Genomic DNA, 17,421 nt, shown 5'->3' with positions numbered 1-17,421 from the left:
TACTGTGCTATTCACTGCGTCAAATAATACTTAGTTTGGCTTATTTATTATAAGCAAGCTGGCGCCTGTTGTATCAACTTATCAGAGTGGAAGAAACAATCTCTATGGATCCAACTCCTCAGTCACAATTAAAACTTCTGATTCAAAAAGGTAAAGAGCAAGGTTATTTAACTTTTGCAGAAGTTAATGATCACCTTCCACAAGATATTATCGATTCAGATCAAGTAGAAGATATCATTAGCATGATCAATGATATGGGTATCAAGGTTAGCGAAAACGCGCCTGATGCCGATGAATTGATGATGCAAGAAACCACGACAGATGAAGACGCAGCAGAAGCCGCAGCCGCTGCGCTTGCTACTGTAGATAAAGAAATCGGCCGTACTACGGACCCGGTTCGTATGTACATGCGTGAAATGGGCACAGTTGAACTACTGACCCGTGAAGGCGAAATTGTCATCGCTAAGCGTATTGAAGAAGGCATCAACCAAGTACAGATCTCGGTTGCTGAGTACCCTGAAGCAATTACTTATCTTCTTGAACAATGGGATAAATTTGAAGCTGAAGAAATGCGCTTAAGCGACATTATCTCAGGTTTCTTCGATCCTAATGAAGATGAAACGCAAATTTCTGCAACGCACATCGGTTCTGAATTAAGCGAAAAAGAGCTTGATGAAGAAGATAAAGATGATTCAGAAAGTGATGATGACGAAGATGAAGAAGAAGTAGATACTGGCCCAGATCCTGAAGAAGCCCGTGTTCACTTTGAAAATCTTCGCGATCTTTATAATAAAGCACGCGACACTTTTGATAAAAAAGGTCGCTCTCATCCTGATTCAAAAGCCGCTATTCTTGAAATCGGTGAGCTATTCAGAACATTTAAACTAGTACCAAAACAGTTTGATCGCATGGTTAACAACATGCGTGAAATGATGGACAGAGTTCGTATTCAAGAACGTCTTATCATGAAACAAGCGGTACAATTTGCAAAATTACCAAAGAAAACCTTTGTTAAGCATTTTGCAAATAACGAAACAGATTCATCGTGGCTTGATTTAGAAATTTCAGCTAACGAAAAACATTCAGCTAAACTTGAAGAAGTTAAGCCTGAAATCATACGTTGTATTAATAAGCTAAGTGCAATCGAAGAAAGCACTGGTTTAAGCATTGAGCGCATTAAAGACATCAACCGTCGTATGAGTATTGGTGAAGCTAAGGCTCGCCGTGCGAAAAAAGAAATGGTTGAAGCAAACTTACGTCTAGTAATCTCAATTGCGAAAAAGTACACCAACCGTGGTTTACAATTCTTGGACTTAATCCAAGAAGGTAACATTGGTTTGATGAAAGCCGTTGATAAGTTTGAATATCGCCGTGGTTATAAGTTCTCAACTTATGCAACGTGGTGGATACGTCAAGCTATCACTCGCTCGATTGCTGACCAAGCACGTACTATCCGTATTCCGGTACATATGATTGAAACGATCAATAAATTGAATCGTATTTCACGTCAAATGTTGCAAGAAATGGGTCGTGAGCCAAACCCAGAAGAGTTAGCTGAGCGCATGTTAATGCCTGAGGATAAAATCCGTAAGGTACTTAAAATCGCGAAAGAGCCGATTTCAATGGAAACACCTATCGGCGATGATGAAGATTCGCACTTAGGTGACTTCATCGAAGATACTACTATTGATTCGCCAATTGATTCGGCAACAATGGAATCTCTTCGTGGTGCTACTAACGATGTACTTGCAGGCTTAACAGCCCGTGAAGCTAAAGTATTACGTATGCGTTTTGGTATTGATATGAATACCGACCATACTCTAGAAGAAGTAGGTAAGCAGTTTGACGTAACACGTGAACGTATTCGTCAAATCGAAGCGAAGGCACTGCGTAAACTACGACACCCTTCTCGCTCTGATTTACTTAAGAGCTTCTTAGACGCTAAATAATTAGCTGCTAACAAACATAATCAAAAGGCCGCTGTAGCGGCCTTTTTTCTATTTCAAGGAAATAATCATGGCTTGGATCCAAATCCGTATTAATGCTAATGCCGCAACTGCTGATGCTGTCAGTGACTTATTAATGGAAGCTGGAAGCGCGTCTGTTACCTTCATTGATGCTAAAGACACACCTATCTATGAGCCTAAAATTGGCACAGTCGAGTTTTGGGCTGATACTACTGTTATTGGCCTATTCGAGGCTAATCATGATATGAACGCGGTTATTGAGCTATTAAAGCGCCATGACGAGATAAGAGACTCGTTAGTTTATAAAGTTGAGCAACTAGAAGATAAAGACTGGGAACGCGAATGGATGGATAACTTCCACCCGATTCAATTTGGCGAAAAGCTCTGGATTTGCCCAAGCTGGCGCGATATTCCAGACCCTGATGCCGTAAATGTATTACTCGACCCAGGCCTTGCATTTGGTACCGGCACACACGCCACCACGGCACTGTGTTTAAAATGGCTTGAAAGCCAAGACTTAACGGGTAAGACCGTGGTCGACTTTGGCTGTGGCTCAGGTATTTTAGGCATTGCTGCTATCAAGTTAGGTGCTGAGCGTATGATCGGCATAGATATCGACCCACAGGCCCTTGAAGCGAGCCTTGATAATGCACAGCGTAACGGTGTAGCAGATAAACTTGAGGTATACCTGCCAGAAAATCAGCCTGAATTTACAGCTGATATAGTGGTAGCAAACATTTTAGCCGCCCCACTACGTGAATTACATGGCGTGATTTTAGGCTTGTTAAAACCTGGCGGTAAAATTGCTATGTCAGGCATTTTAGAAGAGCAGGCACAGTCAGTTGCAGATATTTATGCGCCGTTTATTACCCTAGATGAGATTGCAGTTGAGGGTGAGTGGACCCGTGTTAGCGGCCAAAAGAACATTAATTAAGTGCGCCACCCTTAATTAATTATTAACCCTTAATACGTTTGTAAAGCCTGTAATTAACAGGCTTTACCTATTATTTACACACCTATTTACATAACTAAATAAACCCTATATTTTTATTCTGTTTAAATAACAAACAAATAAACCCACTCTTCAAACTGTTATCAAAAGTCAATACGAAAAAGTCAAAAAAAAGTCACTTTTGTTCAATTTATAGCCTTTGTTTTTTAGCGAAAACACCGTAAACTTAGCGCCCCTTGAAAAGAGGCCTTTGAATATAGTGCGTATCGGTTCATACCAACTTGAGAATAATGTGATTGTCGCGCCAATGGCGGGCATAACTGACAGACCATTTAGACAGCTTTGCCGACGCTTAGGTGCGGGGCTTGCCGTGTCTGAAATGCTGTCGTCAAATCCAAAGGTATGGAAAACCGAAAAATCGATGAACCGTATGGATCACAGCGGTGAATCAGGAATACGCGCAGTGCAAATAGCAGGAGCTGATCCTGAGCTTATGGCTCAGGCTGCACAATTCAATGTCAGCAATGGTGCACAAATCATAGATATAAATATGGGGTGCCCAGCTAAGAAAGTGAACAAGAAACTCGCAGGCTCAGCCTTATTACAGTTTCCTGATTTAGTGGAAGAGATCGTCGACGCAGTGGTTAACGCGGTTGATGTACCTGTAACATTAAAAATCCGTACTGGGTGGGATCAGGATAACCGTAACGGTGTTGAGATTGCGAGAATAGCTGAACGCTATGGCATTGCTTCATTAGCCGTACATGGACGCACGCGTGCATGTATGTATAAAGGTGAAGCAGAATACGCCACAATCAGGGATATAAAGCGTTCAGTGTCGATACCTGTGGTTGCTAATGGTGATATTACATCACCAGAAAAAGCAAAGCAGGTTTTGGACTATACGGGTGCAGATGCCATTATGATTGGTCGAGCCGCCCAAGGTCGCCCTTGGATATTTAGGGAGATAGACCACTTTTTGCGAACCGGAGAACATTTACCTACACCTGAGATTTCAGAAGTGCGAGGTATTTTGATGGAACACTTAGTGAACCTTCATGCGTTTTACGGGGAACCAATGGGAGCGCGCATAGCTCGAAAACATGTATCTTGGTATTTGCAAACCCATGACAGTGACGGTCAGTTTAGGCGAGTATTTAATGCTCTCGATAATTCACAGGCACAAATCGAGACATTAGAGCAATACTTTAAAACACTAGCAGCTAACTAAGAAAGAAAGAGATATATACAATGTTCGAACAAAACGTGACTTCTCCATTTATTACTAACCCTCATGTTCAGTCACACGAGAAACCGCAGCCATTACGCGATGCAGTGAAAAAAGCTGTTCATCATTATTTAAAACAGCTTAACGGTCAAGATGTGCAAGACGTTTACGACCTTGTTCTTTCTGAGCTAGAAGCACCATTACTTGAAGAAGTAATGACTTACACACGTGGCAACCAAACACGTGCGGCAATCTTACTAGGTATCAACCGTGGTACTTTACGTAAGAAACTTAAAAAATACGGCATGAACTAATACTGCGCAGTGATAACTCTCACTGCTCATGTTTAAAAAAGCACCTTCGGGTGCTTTTTTTATGGCTATAGTTTATTACTAAATTGCAAAAAGCTCATGGCTAATGACTCGTTATAAGTCGTTTTTTCAGTCGGAATCAGTTAAAATAGCGCCTTTCTAAGCTAGCTCAAACACTGAGGTAATCAAACTACAATGGATACACATCGTCCAATTCGTCGCGCACTACTAAGTGTGTCAGATAAAACCGGTATCGTTGAATTTGCTCGTTCACTTGAATCACAAGGTGTCGAACTTTTATCAACTGGCGGTACTTGTAAATTACTTGCTGATAACGGCATTAAAGTCACTGAAGTATCTGACCACACAGGTCACCCTGAGATCATGGATGGTCGCGTAAAAACTCTTCATCCAAAAATTCATGGCGGCATCTTAGCGCGTCGTGGACAAGATGAAGAAGTAATGGCTGAGAATAACATCTCTGCTATCGATATTGTTGTAGTTAACTTATACCCCTTTGCGAATACAGTCGCTCAAGAGAACTGCAGCCTTGAAGATGCTATTGAAAACATCGATATCGGTGGTCCAACTATGGTGCGTGCTGCGGCTAAAAACCACAAAGACGTGACTATCGTAGTAAATGCAAAAGATTACGACCGCGTAATTAGCGAAATGCAAAGCAATGATGGCTCAACTTCGTACAAAACCCGTTTTGATCTAGCCATTGCAGCTTACGAGCACACAGCTCAGTACGATGGTATGATTGCTAACTACTTCGGTAAAATGGTTGCTGATTACACTGATGAAGCGGCTGAGGAAACTAAATTCCCACGTACAATCAATATGCAGTTCACTAAAAAGCAAGATATGCGCTACGGTGAGAACTCACACCAAGACGCGGCCTTTTATGTTGAGAACGACGTACAAGAAGCTTCTGTTGCAACTGCCGTACAGCTTCAAGGTAAAGCCTTATCGTTTAACAACATTGCTGACACTGACGCAGCTCTTGAATGTGTTAAAGAGTTTGACGTACCAGCATGTGTTATCGTAAAACATGCAAACCCATGTGGCGTGTCGATTGGTGAAAACATTCTTGAAGCCTATGACCGTGCATTTAAAACTGACCCTACATCTGCATTTGGTGGCATCATTGCCTTTAACCAAGAGCTTGATGCCCAAACCGCAGAAGCAATTGTTGCACGCCAATTTGTTGAAGTGATCATTGCACCTAAAGTATCTGAAGCAGCAGCACAGATCGTATCTGCAAAGCAAAATGTGCGTTTATTAGAATGTGGTGAGTTTTCTGCTAAAGGCACAAGCCATGACATCAAACGTGTTAACGGCGGTGTATTAATTCAAGACCGTGATTTAGGTATGGTAACGCAAGGCGACTTAAAAGTTGTGTCTAAACGCCAGCCTACTGAGCAAGAGCTTAAAGATTTATTATTCTGCTGGAAAGTAGCTAAGTTTGTTAAATCAAACGCTATTGTTTATGCCCGTGACGGTATGACAATCGGTGTAGGCGCAGGCCAAATGAGCCGCGTTTATTCAGCTAAAATTGCCGGTATTAAAGCCGCTGATGAAAACCTTGAAGTTAAAGGTTCAGTTATGGCTTCTGATGCATTCTTCCCATTCCGTGATGGTATTGATGCAGCTGCAGAAGCTGGCATTACTGCTGTGATCCAACCAGGTGGTTCAATGCGCGATGAAGAAGTTATCGCAGCAGCTGACGAAGCTGGAATGGCAATGGTGTTTACTGGTATGCGTCACTTCCGCCACTAATCACGCAAAGAGCTAACTGTATCAGTTAGCTCTTTTTGTTTGCACTAAATTCACGTATTCTGCTTATTCTATAACCTCTTGTAAAATTATAATGTGAAGGAACAGACGATGAAATTTGCACTAAAATCTCTATTGGTTGCTACGTTAGCAGTCAGCTCAACAATGGCTCTTGCACACAACCACAGCGCCGACTCGACACTGCAAAAAGCTGTCGAATCTGCTGAGCGCAATAATGAGCGAGACCAGTATCGTAATCCTGTACAAACATTGGATTTTTTTGGTTTTAAACCAACTATGACCGTGGTTGAAATTGCCCCTGGTGGCGGTTGGTACAGTGATATTTTAGCGCCTGCATTAAAAGGGCAAGGTACTTACTATGCTGCTCACTTTCCTGCAGATTCATCGGTTGGTTACTACCAACGCTCACTGGCGAGTTTTAAAAAGAAAATCGCTGAAGATAAACGATATAGCCAAGTTAAGGTTACAGAGTTTGCTCCACTAACACATTTAGAAATAGCTCCTGCAAACAGCGCAGATATGGTATTGACCTTCCGCAACGTGCACAACTGGTATATGAGCAAAGAAAAAGACGCAGCATTAAGTGCCTTTAAGTCTTTTTTCTCAGCATTAAAACCAGGCGGAACGCTAGGTGTGGTAGAGCATCGCTTACCTGAAAGTAGCGCTGATGAAATGCAAAAGTCGTCAGGTTATATGAAGCAAAGTGTTGTTATTGCACTTGCTAAACAAGCAGGCTTTGAACTTGAAGCAAGCAGTGAAATCAATGCAAACCCTCTTGATACAGCTGATCACCCTAAAGGGGTATGGACCCTTCCACCACGCTTAGCGCTTGATGAAAAAGACGCAGCTAAATATAAAGCGATTGGTGAAAGTGACCGTATGACGCTGAAATTTAAAAAACCGCTTTAATAGATAGGAAATTTCGCCATGAATGTATTAGTCATTGGCAGCGGCGGCCGCGAACACGCACTTGCGTTTAAGGCCGCTCAAAACACCAAAGTAACCACTGTATTCGTTGCCCCAGGTAATGCAGGTACAGCCCATGAACCAAAGCTTGAAAACGTTGCTATTAACGTTGAAGACCTAGAAGGCCTACTGAACTTTGCAAAGCAAAACAATGTTGGACTTACAATCGTGGGCCCTGAAGTACCGTTGGTATTAGGTGTGGTAGATAAGTTCCGTGAGCACGGCTTAGCAATATTTGGCCCAACCGCAGGCGCTGCACAGCTGGAAGGCTCTAAATCGTTTACTAAAGACTTTTTAGCGCGCCATAATATTCCAACTGCGGATTACCAAACGTTCGAGCAAATCGACCCTGCCCTTGCCTATTTAAAAGAAAAAGGTGCACCGATTGTCATCAAAGCTGACGGTTTAGCTGCAGGTAAAGGCGTTATTGTTGCGATGACTGAAGCTGAAGCTGAAGATGCTATCCGCGATATGCTTGCAGGAAATGCTTTTGGTGAAGCCGGTAGTCGTGTTGTTATCGAAGAGTTTTTAGAAGGTGAAGAAGCATCTTTCATCGTCATGGTTGATGGCGAAAACGTTCTACCATTTGCCACTAGCCAAGACCATAAACGTGCTTACAATGGCGATAAAGGTCCAAATACCGGTGGTATGGGTGCATACTCACCTGCGCCGGTTGTTACTGACGAAATTCACCAGCGCATCATGAACGAAGTTATTAACCCAACGGTTGAAGGTATGGCTAGTGAAGGCCACCCTTATACTGGTTTCTTATACGCAGGTTTGATGATAGATAGCGACGGGACGCCTAAAGTTATCGAATATAACTGTCGTTTTGGCGACCCTGAAACGCAACCTATGATGCTACGCTTACAATCAGATTTAGTCGAATTGATTGAAGCAGCTAATCGTGTTGAACTTGATAAAACCACTATTGAGTTTGATTCACGCGCAGCAGTTGGTGTGGTATTAGCTGCTAAAGGCTACCCTGATAGCTACCCGAAAGGTGATGCAATCAATGGTCTTAAAGTAAACTATGCCGAGGGTGAAAAAGTTTTTCATGCAGGCACTAAACAAGACGGCGATAACGTAGTCACTGCTGGCGGGCGCGTATTATGTGCCACGGCACTGGGTAATACAGTAACTGAAGCACAGCAACGTGCCTACAAGCTGGTTGATGAGATTAGCTGGGAAGGCATGGAGTATCGTACTGATATTGCTTACCGTGCAATTGCACGCGAGCAATAAGCCATACTTTATTGTTATAAAATTTAATATAAAGCGCAGTTCACTGCGCTTTTTCTTTTTAGAAAGATGCTACACTTATCGGAGGATCCGCAAAAGACGACAAACATTGAAAAACAATTACTTTCGTTATCACTTTATTGCCGTTTTAATTTTAATATTATTATTTTATGTCATCGCAAATTTTGCGAGCAATCTCGCGAATCCCACTAAATATACAATAGATAAAACAACCCCCATCTATTTAAAGCATAGTTACTTAATAGACGATACGAAAAAACTGCCAGATGAGATTGTATTAAACAGCCTCCATACTTTTATAGCTAAGCCATTTGAGACAATAAACTGGAACTTCACCCCCCGCAATTATTGGCTAAAAATAAAGCTCGATAACCGCAGTCATAAAGACGAAAACGTTGTCGCTCATTTCGATAACCCGATGATAGATCACTTAACGGTATATCACTTAGATGAGAACAATGAGGTAGCTACACAAGCCCAGCTAGGTGATTTAAAAGAGGGGTTAACTCTTTTCCAATATAGCGTGCCCCATATTTATTTGGACATTCCTTCAAATACTCAACATACATTATTAGTAAAAATAGACACAACAGGTATCAGTAAAACTCCCATTAATTTATATTCAGAGGAAGATTTTCAAAGTTTAAATCGCTCACAAGCGACGATTTGGGGTATCTTTGTTGGCGTACTCATTATGGCTGCGCTCTACAACCTAGTGCTCTTTTTTGGTATTAGAGACCGTGTATACCTGATATACATTGGCTATATTATCAGCGCGATAGTTTTAATGGGTGGAGTGCTTGGATTTGGCTTTTACCTCTGGCCAGTTAGCTGGCAACTGTTTTTTCAAAAATATATTATCGTAAGTAATTACGCCATCTCTATTTTCACGCTCGCATTTTGCACCATGTTCTTACGTTATCACAAAGAACGTTGCTGGCGCTTTAAAGCCAGTGTCGCGTTAATGGTCATTATGTTTATTTTGGCTTTAGCCTCTTTTTTTATTGTTGAAAATATCGCTGCGAGAATCTTTTTTTCCACTATGGTGCTGTTATACATTATCTGCATCATTATGATTTACAACAAGCTACGTAGTGGTTTTAGGTGGGCTAAGTTTTATGTTATTTCATGGATACCACTTATCATTGGCGCTGCAATTCAGCCTTTAGAATTAACTGATGTATTGCCATACAGTTTTGCTATTCGTCATGCCTTTTTAGTTGCTATTTTATGTGAAGTAATTTTAATGGCTATGGCACTGGCTGATCGTGTACGCTACCAGCGTGAGCGTGCGCTTTACCACGCAACCCATACACAGCAAACAAAATTGCTTAATAGTGCAATGTTAAAGCAAGCTTATATGAGCCTTGAACAAGCACAACGCAAAAAAACTTTGTGTTTAATTAAAATTCGCTATTTTCACTCATTACATACTTTATTAACACCAACACAAAGTAATAATCTAATCATCAAAGTCGCGCAGTCTTTAGAATTACAGCTCACTGGTGAGCGCCAATTTACTCACTTAGATTCAACGTTAGATAGTCATTCCAAATTAGCTGACTTAGGAACAGGTATTTTTGCCTGCATTTCAACAAAAACACAAAGTGCAGAAGAGTTGTCATTATGCCTAGCTAAAATTATTAAAGGGTTACCTAAACAATATGAAATACAAGGATTAAATTTGCAGCTAAAGTATGCTGCCGCGATTAGCTTTTCACTAGATAGTGATAACTTTGAGGCTTGCTTGCAACGTGGTTACGTCACTCTAAAGCAAGCTAAAAGTAGTCTCACAAGTATTAGTGATTCACAGCAAAAGACTAATCAATTTATGGATATAGAGCTTGCCGCAAAATTGCAAGCAGCCATTAAAAATGACAGCCTCGCTTTACATCACCAAGCACAATTAGATCTTAGCACTAAACATATTGTTGGCAGCGAAGTTTTACTACGCTGGCCAACACCTGAGTATCGTTATTTAAATATTGAAGAGCTCATACAGCTTGCAGAAAGAACAGGGCTTATCAATGAGCTGACTTTATGGGTATTAGAAAAAAGTTGCCGCGATTTACAGGTTCTTAATAAACAAGGTTTCACTGAGCATACAGTGAGTATTAACTTAAGTGCTAAAAACTTGAGCATCAACAAGTTAGCGGAAAAAGTTGAAAATATATTACTTAAATACAACATACCAGCAAGGCAAATTAAGTTTGAACTTACTGAATCTGCATTAGTGAAAAACCAAGAAAAAATGCAGCACCTAATATCGCAATTTCATGATCAAGGTATCCACGTTATTCTTGATGATTTTGGCACAGGCTATGCGTCGTTAACCTACCTTCTACACTATACATTTTCTAACTTAAAAATTGATCGCTCCTTTGTCAGTAATTTAGAGAGTAACGCATCCCATAAAGTAATTGTAAAAACAGCCATTGATATGGCCCATAATTTAGGGATCACTGTAACAGCTGAAGGCGTTGAGGATGAGCATACTCACAATGCGTTAAAAGCAATGGGAGCTGATTTTACTCAAGGCTATTATTATTCTAGACCGATTCCATTCGATGAGTACCTTAGTTTCTTAGCCGCCCAGCAATAAAGACGAAACTAGCTCTCTAGTCTATACATAATCGCTTATAGCTACCACATACAGCAGTATTTTTGGTACCATCCCTTTTTTAAACATCTTTAGGGGCGTAAAGATGCAAGGCACACTTAAAAAGCTAAAATCTTCTCTGACACAGCCAATTCAATATCACCTTCCTGTTGGTGATGAACTGATTGATTTGAATGCTTACATTGGTAAGCAACTTACACTCACGTTTAGTGGCACGATTTTATGCTCTAGTTGTGGTAAAAAGACCAAAAAAAGCTACTCTCAAGGCCATTGCTTTGTTTGCATGCGTAAGCTTGCCAGCTGTGATATGTGTATCATGAAACCTGAAACTTGCCACTATGATCAAGGCACCTGCCGCGAGCCACAGTGGGGCGAAGAAAACTGCATGATCCCACATTATGTTTACTTAGCTAATACATCAGGGCTTAAAGTTGGCATCACTCGCCATACACAAATACCAACACGTTGGGTTGACCAAGGTGCTACTCAAGCATTACCTATTTTTAAAGTACAAACACGCTTACAATCTGGTTTAGTTGAAGTTGCACTCGCGCAGTTTATTGCTGATAAAACCAATTGGCGCAATATGCTCAAAGGCCAGAGTGAAGTACTTGATTTAAAAGCCTCTGCCGCTGAGTTAATACCGCAAATTGCAGATAAACTTAATGAACTTGCCGAGCTATTTGGTGCAACAGCCATTGAACAACTTGACGAAGATGTAGTTGATTTATCGTTTCCAGTGACTGAATACCCAACTAAAATTAGCTCGTTTAATTTTGATAAAGAGCCTGTTGTAAGCGGTATTTTGCAAGGAATTAAAGGCCAATATCTCATTTTTGATAAGGGCGTTATTAATATCCGTAAATTTACATCTTATGAAGTAACTGTTGAGTAAATTGCGAATAAAACGCTAACCATTGCCGCTGCGCTAACGGGCGGCAATAGTGATACCCCTGGATAACATCACAGCCTAAACTAAATAAATACGTTTGTTGTGTTAGCTTCTCTACACCTTCGGCAATTACCGTTAAGTTTAAATTTTTTGCCAATGAGACAATTGCAGCCACTATTTCGCTATTGCCGTATTCATCGGGCACTTTTGCAATAAAACTGGCATCAATTTTCAACGTATCAAACGGCAGTTTGGTCAAGTAACTTAATGCCGAATACCCCGTACCAAAATCATCTAAAGCTATGTTAACTCCGAGTGCTTTTACCTTTTTTAGTTCTTTCTTAGCTTGTGTGAACGAACTAATAAAACTGCTTTCTGTAAGCTCAATCTCAAGTAAGTGTCCTGATAGCTTGTGTTTAGTAAGCATGGCTTCAATACTACTCGCCAATTTTCCCTGACTTAAATGACATGCAGAAATATTAATAGCTAATCGACCCGCTTTGATACCCAAAGCTTGCCACTGTTCAAGGTGCTTCCCTGCCTGCTCTATAACCCATAAATCAAGTTGCACAATCAACCCCAGTTCTTCCGCTAATGGAATAAAATGCGCAGGCGAGATAACACCGAGTGTAGGGTCGTGCCATCGTAATAATGCTTCAACACCCTGAAGTTCTTTGCTTTGTAGATTTAACTTAGGTTGAAAATAGAGTTCAAATTCATCATTTTCTAAAGCAAATTGAAAACGACTCATCATTGCCAGTCGTTCAAGTGAGCGTGCGTTCATAGATGATTTAAATAACTGAAAAGAATTACGGCCCTGATCTTTTGAACGGTACATCGCAATATCAGCATGCTTTAACAGTGTTTCGCTGTCTTGTCCGTCCTCAGGGTAAACAGCGGCCCCTAAAGAGGCAGTGATCCGCACATCAGTTCCCTCTAACATGAATGATGCTTCTAAATTTTTTAGGATGCTATTAGCCAGTTTGCTGACCGATTCGAAATTTTCAACATTAAACAGTACAACAAACTCATCACCACCCAAACGAGCAAGGGTGTCACCTTCATCAAGTATACGGTCTATACGCTTAGCAACTAACTGAAGTAGATGGTCGCCTGCGCCATGTCCTAGCGTGTCGTTTATTTCTTTGAATCTGTCTAAATCAATAAACATAACAGCAAGCATAGTATTATCACGGTGGGCACTGGCCAGCGCCATATTTAGCCTATCATTAAATAAGCGCCTGTTAGGTAGCCCTGTCAGTTCATCAAAATAAGCTAGTTGGACTATTTTTTCCTCCGCGCATTTACGCTCTGTAATATCACTAAAAATAGCGGCATATAATTTTTCGCTATTATGCGGCTCTTTAATTTCAATAATCGTCAGCCACTCAACATACAATTCGCCACTTTTTTTACGATTACAAATTTCCCCTTGCCACACACCATGCTCTTCAATTTGCTGCCACATTTTTTTATAAAAATTATGATTGTGTCGACCTGAGCTTAATAAGCTGGGATTCTTCCCTATAACTTCAAACTCTTTATAGCCTGTTAATTCAGTAAACGCTGGGTTTACTTGAATAATCACGCCTTCTTGTGAGGTAATCATGATGCCATCTAACGAAGAGTCGATAATTTTGTTCGCTAGAAATAGATTACGTTGTGAATGTTGTAATGCTACATCTCTTTGCTGCAGCACTTTTTCAAGCTCACAACAATACGCACTTTCAATTTCATTAATCAAATGCTCAAGTGACAGTACACCTTCAATTTCGCCTTCTTCAATAACAATTAAATGTCGCACATGGTTATGGGACATTAATCGGTATGCATCAAATAAGCTTTCAGATGGGCTAATATGATGAACAGAACGATTAACAAAATCCCAGCACAAACCATCACCACAGCTATCAAGAATTAAGTTCAGCAAATCACGCTGGGTTATAATACCGTGCTCTTGTAAATGCTCGTTAAAAACAAGAATTGCTTTATCATTACGCTGGCGCATTTTAGCAATCGCGTCAGTCACAATCATATCGCTTGGTACAATCAAAATATTTTTATTGTATTGATCATTGATTGTTCTAAATTGTAAGTAATGATCCAGCCCTTGATTGCGCACAATATCACTGATACTTAATACACCACATGGCAAGTGACTTTCATCAGTGACTAACAAATGCCGTACGCTATTTTGATGAAAAATAAGCGCTGCATCACTCAAAAGCTGCTTACTAGAGACGCTCAAAACAGGGGATGACATAACCTGTTCAATAACAATGTCTTTGACAGACTGATTAGTGAAATCAAGCTTCATACAATCAGATTCTGTCCAAACACCAATAATATCTTGCTGCCCTCTTACAAATATAGCGCTCACATTATGTGCTCGCATAAGCTTGACCGCCTCTATAAGCCTAGTCTCTTTTGCGCAAGCAATAACCTTGTTAGTATATACATCATGAACTTTTTGATAACGGCTGTTTTGGGGCATAATAGAGTTCTTGGCAGCGAAAGGGTCTAAAGTATAAATAGCCTCAGTAAAAACAACTTGATTTAGGACAATAAATGAGTCACTTCCAACCCTTAATACTGATTTATAACCAAGAAATTGACATTATAGAACAGCCTAGCGACCTCGAAAATTTACTGTATGGGATAAGTAAAAACCAGCAAGAAGAGGTGGTTTTATTAGATAAAATAACAGGCTATAAGAAACTAAATAACACTCCCTCACAAGCGTTATCATCCAGCGAATTAGCCATATTGGTTAAAGAGTATTTAGCAAAAGAAGGGCAATGTTGCTTAGCTAAAATAGACCACCTAACACCGGCTCAGGCATTTGATTTATTAGCTATCGACTAGTGCTTTAACATGCGCTACAGCGCTGCGTCCTAATGCCGATAAAGCATACCCACCTTCAAGGTAAGAGATAATCCCTTTGCAGTTATGTGCTTTACTCAATGAAGCTAACTGCTCTGTTAACCAGATATAATCATCCTCGACAAACTTTAGACTTGCCATGTCATCTTCAAGATGTGCATCAAAGCCTGCGCTAATAAAAATAAGCTCAGGATTAAAAGCTGACAATTTAGGTAACCATTGCTGATCATAAAGTGCTTTTAAATCATTGCCATCACTGGCAATTGGTAGTGGAGAATTCACTAATGTGGCATTATTTTCAATGGCAGTATTAGGATAAAAGGGATATTGAAATAAGGAGCAAAAAAGAACGTTTTCATCGTCCATAAAAATATCTTGCGTGCCGTTACCGTGATGCACATCAAAATCAACAATAGCAATACGTTTAACGCCTTTTCTTTGCGCATACCTAACCGCAATAGCTAAATTGTTATACACGCAGAACCCGCTCGATGCCGAACGTGTAGCATGATGTCCAGGTGGTCTGACAGAACAAAACGCCGCATCTAAATTATCAGCAAGTACTTCGTCTACCGCCAACAAGCCAGCTCCTACCGCTCGTTCAACTGCTTTTAAAGAATCAGGGCATAACCAAGTATCACCATCTAATGAGGCAAGTCCTTCATCAGGCAAAGTATTTTCAACATGTCTAATAAGAGACTCATCATGCACAAGTAAATAATGTTCTCTTGATGCTTTTGGCGCTTGTTTTTGCTCTACGGCAATATCCAACCCACTTGCAAGAAGGCGATCTGCAATGGCATCCAAGCGCTCAGGGCACTCTGGGTGATCCGCTATCATTTTATGTTTACGACAGTGTGGATGAGAGATAATTGCAGTGCGCATACAAAGCTCCTTATAAATTAGCTGAGGTAACTATAACAAAGCCACCCGTAGGTGGCTTTGCGACTTTGGTTTATGTGCTCTACTTATTACTTTTGGGCTTGTAGATTTAGGTTTCTAAAATCAAAGCTAAAATCAGTAACCGACGTTGAAACAGCGCGCATATCAGCGCTTTGTACACGGTTTTTAGGGCTCATCTTAAACTCTATGTAGGCATCCGCTTCAAGGAGCTTTTCATCCCACTTCACTATAAAGGTATTGCCTGTGTAATGCTCCAGTTGGCCTTTTAAACGCTTAGTATGGGTAAAATCAATACGCAGCTTACCGTTTAACTCTTCAATGACTACATCACCATACCAATCATCATTTAAAGTGCCTGTGTAGCTGATATTTGGTAGTTGTGGCTGGTAATCTGCAGGTGCTTCAGGTTTGGCATTTGCGTACGCTTTTTGCTTACCTTCAAAGTGCTTTTTAGCTAAATCTTCAACCCAGTCTTTATCTTCAAGGTCAAATGCATCCTCTAGCACTTCGTAAGTAATCGCAGAGAGTGCACTAAATGCTTGCTGATTGCTCAAGATGACAATACCTAAATTCTTCTCGGGTACCAAGGTTACCTGCGATACCATGCCTAGAATCCCACCACCGTGAGCAAGCTTTTTAACCCCATGGAAGTCTTCAATACTCCAACCTAATCCGTACCCTCTAAACTGCTGATGATAGGCTTCAAAAGCACTTTTAGAAGCCAGCGAAGTAATATGTGGATGCCACATTTGCGCTTGCTGCTTTTCACTGAACAGTTGCTCTCCATTTGGCATTTTGCCACCAGCAAGTTGAGTACGAAGCCACTGGCTCATATCACTCACACTTGATGCAATTGCTCCAGCACCACGAAAGTCTTCCAAGTAATTAACAAAAAAAGGATTTAATTTACCATCCATGGGTATGTGACCCGTCGCCCAGTTTTTATTGCTATTTGGGATACGTGAAAAGCCAGCGCGTGAGTTTTTCATTTTTAACGGCTGTAACATGTTCTTTTCAATGTAGTCGTTCCAACTCATACCAGAAACACGGGCAACGACTTCACCAGCGGTAACAAACATTAAGTTGTTATAGGCGTATTTACTGCGAAAACTACTCGCCGGTTTTAAATACTTTAAACCTGCTAAAATCTCTTCTACTGATTTATCAGTATCAGGCCAGATCATCAAATCGCCTTGACCTAAACCAAAGCCACTACGGTGACTCAATAAATCACGGATAGTCATCTCTCGGGTGACATATGAATCGTATAAACGAAACTCAGGTAGATGATCAATCACTTTGTCATCCCAGCTGATTTTGTCTTCATCAACCAGCTTGGCTAACGCCGCGGCGGTAAATGCCTTTGTATTTGATGCAATACCAAATAAGGTGTTTTTATTTACTTTTTCCCCGGTCTCTAAGTGAGTTACACCAAATCCTTTAGCAAACACCACTTTATCATTTTCAACAACAGCGACGGCCATACCTGGGACATCAAAGCGTGCCATTGAATTTTCAATAACTTGATTTAATTGTTCAGTATTTATTTGTGCTTGGGCACAAAACGACAAACCAGTTAACAGTGTCGCTGCAATGGCTATTCTCTTCAATTTCATAACATTCCTTGGCGTAATTT

Annotated in this window: 13 protein-coding genes; 10 read left to right on the top strand and 3 right to left on the bottom strand. The window is 40.7% G+C overall.

All coding sequences use genetic code 11. From position 1 onward, the window contains the following. Window positions 1–104 precede the first annotated feature (104 nt). From rpoD to ACHUE3_RS11635, 9 genes are all read left to right on the top strand, one after another. Complete coding sequence (rpoD, locus tag ACHUE3_RS11675) at window positions 105–1,949, top strand: RNA polymerase sigma factor RpoD (protein ID WP_394192594.1); 1,845 nt, start codon at window positions 105–107, stop codon at window positions 1,947–1,949. A 67-nt stretch (window positions 1,950–2,016) separates the two neighbouring features. Next, complete coding sequence (gene prmA, locus ACHUE3_RS11670; RefSeq protein ID WP_394192593.1) at window positions 2,017–2,901, top strand: 50S ribosomal protein L11 methyltransferase; 885 nt, start codon at window positions 2,017–2,019, stop codon at window positions 2,899–2,901. 277 nt (window positions 2,902–3,178) lie between these two features. Further along, entirely contained in the window at window positions 3,179–4,150 is a 972-nt protein-coding gene (gene dusB / locus ACHUE3_RS11665) for a tRNA dihydrouridine synthase DusB (protein WP_394192770.1), read from the top strand. A gap of 20 nt (window positions 4,151–4,170) precedes the next feature. Beyond that, window positions 4,171–4,461 (top strand): DNA-binding transcriptional regulator Fis, encoded by a 291-nt coding sequence (fis, locus tag ACHUE3_RS11660; protein ID WP_002957804.1) that lies wholly within the window; start codon window positions 4,171–4,173, stop codon window positions 4,459–4,461. A gap of 192 nt (window positions 4,462–4,653) precedes the next feature. Continuing rightward, on the top strand, window positions 4,654–6,240 hold the full coding sequence (purH, locus tag ACHUE3_RS11655; protein ID WP_394192592.1) for a bifunctional phosphoribosylaminoimidazolecarboxamide formyltransferase/IMP cyclohydrolase: 1,587 nt from the start codon (window positions 4,654–4,656) through the stop codon (window positions 6,238–6,240). Between the two features lie 108 nt (window positions 6,241–6,348). After that, a complete protein-coding gene (locus tag ACHUE3_RS11650; protein WP_394192591.1) occupies window positions 6,349–7,167 on the top strand; it encodes a class I SAM-dependent methyltransferase in 819 nt (272 codons plus the stop codon). 18 nt (window positions 7,168–7,185) lie between these two features. Next, window positions 7,186–8,469, top strand: a complete 1,284-nt coding sequence (gene purD / locus ACHUE3_RS11645; protein ID WP_394192590.1) for a phosphoribosylamine--glycine ligase — start codon at window positions 7,186–7,188, stop codon at window positions 8,467–8,469. A gap of 106 nt (window positions 8,470–8,575) precedes the next feature. Beyond that, on the top strand, window positions 8,576–11,089 hold the full coding sequence (locus ACHUE3_RS11640) for an EAL domain-containing protein (RefSeq protein ID WP_394192589.1): 2,514 nt from the start codon (window positions 8,576–8,578) through the stop codon (window positions 11,087–11,089). A gap of 103 nt (window positions 11,090–11,192) precedes the next feature. After that, entirely contained in the window at window positions 11,193–12,002 is an 810-nt protein-coding gene (locus tag ACHUE3_RS11635) for a DUF2797 domain-containing protein (RefSeq protein ID WP_394192588.1), read from the top strand. Here ACHUE3_RS11635 and ACHUE3_RS11630 read toward each other — a convergent pair. Continuing rightward, window positions 11,974–14,493, bottom strand: coding sequence for an EAL domain-containing protein (locus ACHUE3_RS11630; protein WP_394192587.1), 2,520 nt, complete (start codon window positions 14,491–14,493; stop codon window positions 11,974–11,976). The two genes, ACHUE3_RS11635 and ACHUE3_RS11630, sit on opposite strands and share 29 nt — an antisense overlap. A 74-nt stretch (window positions 14,494–14,567) precedes the next feature. On the opposite strand from ACHUE3_RS11630, the gene ACHUE3_RS11625 reads away from it, so the two are divergent. Further along, on the top strand, window positions 14,568–14,864 hold the full coding sequence (locus ACHUE3_RS11625; RefSeq protein WP_394192586.1) for a DUF4144 family protein: 297 nt from the start codon (window positions 14,568–14,570) through the stop codon (window positions 14,862–14,864). Here the strand turns inward: ACHUE3_RS11625 and ACHUE3_RS11620 are convergent. Both ACHUE3_RS11620 and ACHUE3_RS11615 read right to left on the bottom strand, forming a co-directional pair. Continuing rightward, on the bottom strand, window positions 14,850–15,767 hold the full coding sequence (locus ACHUE3_RS11620; protein WP_394192585.1) for a histone deacetylase family protein: 918 nt from the start codon (window positions 15,765–15,767) through the stop codon (window positions 14,850–14,852). The two genes, ACHUE3_RS11625 and ACHUE3_RS11620, sit on opposite strands and share 15 nt — an antisense overlap. An 86-nt stretch (window positions 15,768–15,853) precedes the next feature. Next, window positions 15,854–17,401 carry a serine hydrolase gene (locus tag ACHUE3_RS11615; protein ID WP_394192584.1) on the bottom strand — a complete coding sequence of 516 codons (1,548 nt, stop codon included), beginning with the start codon at window positions 17,399–17,401 and terminating at the stop codon, window positions 15,854–15,856. Window positions 17,402–17,421 lie beyond the last annotated feature (20 nt).

The sequence above is a fragment of the Pseudoalteromonas atlantica genome, from assembly GCF_043641955.1.
Taxonomy (GTDB): domain Bacteria; phylum Pseudomonadota; class Gammaproteobacteria; order Enterobacterales; family Alteromonadaceae; genus Pseudoalteromonas; species Pseudoalteromonas atlantica_A.
This window is presented reverse-complemented; position numbering and strand designations above follow the sequence as displayed.

Coding starts and splice junctions, on each gene's coding strand:
- rpoD (WP_394192594.1), top strand. CDS start 105: ATGGATCCAACTCCTCAGTCACAATTAAAACTTCTGATTCAAAAAGGT.
- prmA (WP_394192593.1), top strand. CDS start 2,017: ATGGCTTGGATCCAAATCCGTATTAATGCTAATGCCGCAACTGCTGAT.
- fis (WP_002957804.1), top strand. CDS start 4,171: ATGTTCGAACAAAACGTGACTTCTCCATTTATTACTAACCCTCATGTT.
- purH (WP_394192592.1), top strand. CDS start 4,654: ATGGATACACATCGTCCAATTCGTCGCGCACTACTAAGTGTGTCAGAT.
- ACHUE3_RS11650 (WP_394192591.1), top strand. CDS start 6,349: ATGAAATTTGCACTAAAATCTCTATTGGTTGCTACGTTAGCAGTCAGC.
- purD (WP_394192590.1), top strand. CDS start 7,186: ATGAATGTATTAGTCATTGGCAGCGGCGGCCGCGAACACGCACTTGCG.
- ACHUE3_RS11635 (WP_394192588.1), top strand. CDS start 11,193: ATGCAAGGCACACTTAAAAAGCTAAAATCTTCTCTGACACAGCCAATT.
- ACHUE3_RS11630 (WP_394192587.1), bottom strand. CDS start 14,493: ATGCCCCAAAACAGCCGTTATCAAAAAGTTCATGATGTATATACTAAC.
- ACHUE3_RS11625 (WP_394192586.1), top strand. CDS start 14,568: ATGAGTCACTTCCAACCCTTAATACTGATTTATAACCAAGAAATTGAC.
- ACHUE3_RS11620 (WP_394192585.1), bottom strand. CDS start 15,767: ATGCGCACTGCAATTATCTCTCATCCACACTGTCGTAAACATAAAATG.
- ACHUE3_RS11615 (WP_394192584.1), bottom strand. CDS start 17,401: ATGAAATTGAAGAGAATAGCCATTGCAGCGACACTGTTAACTGGTTTG.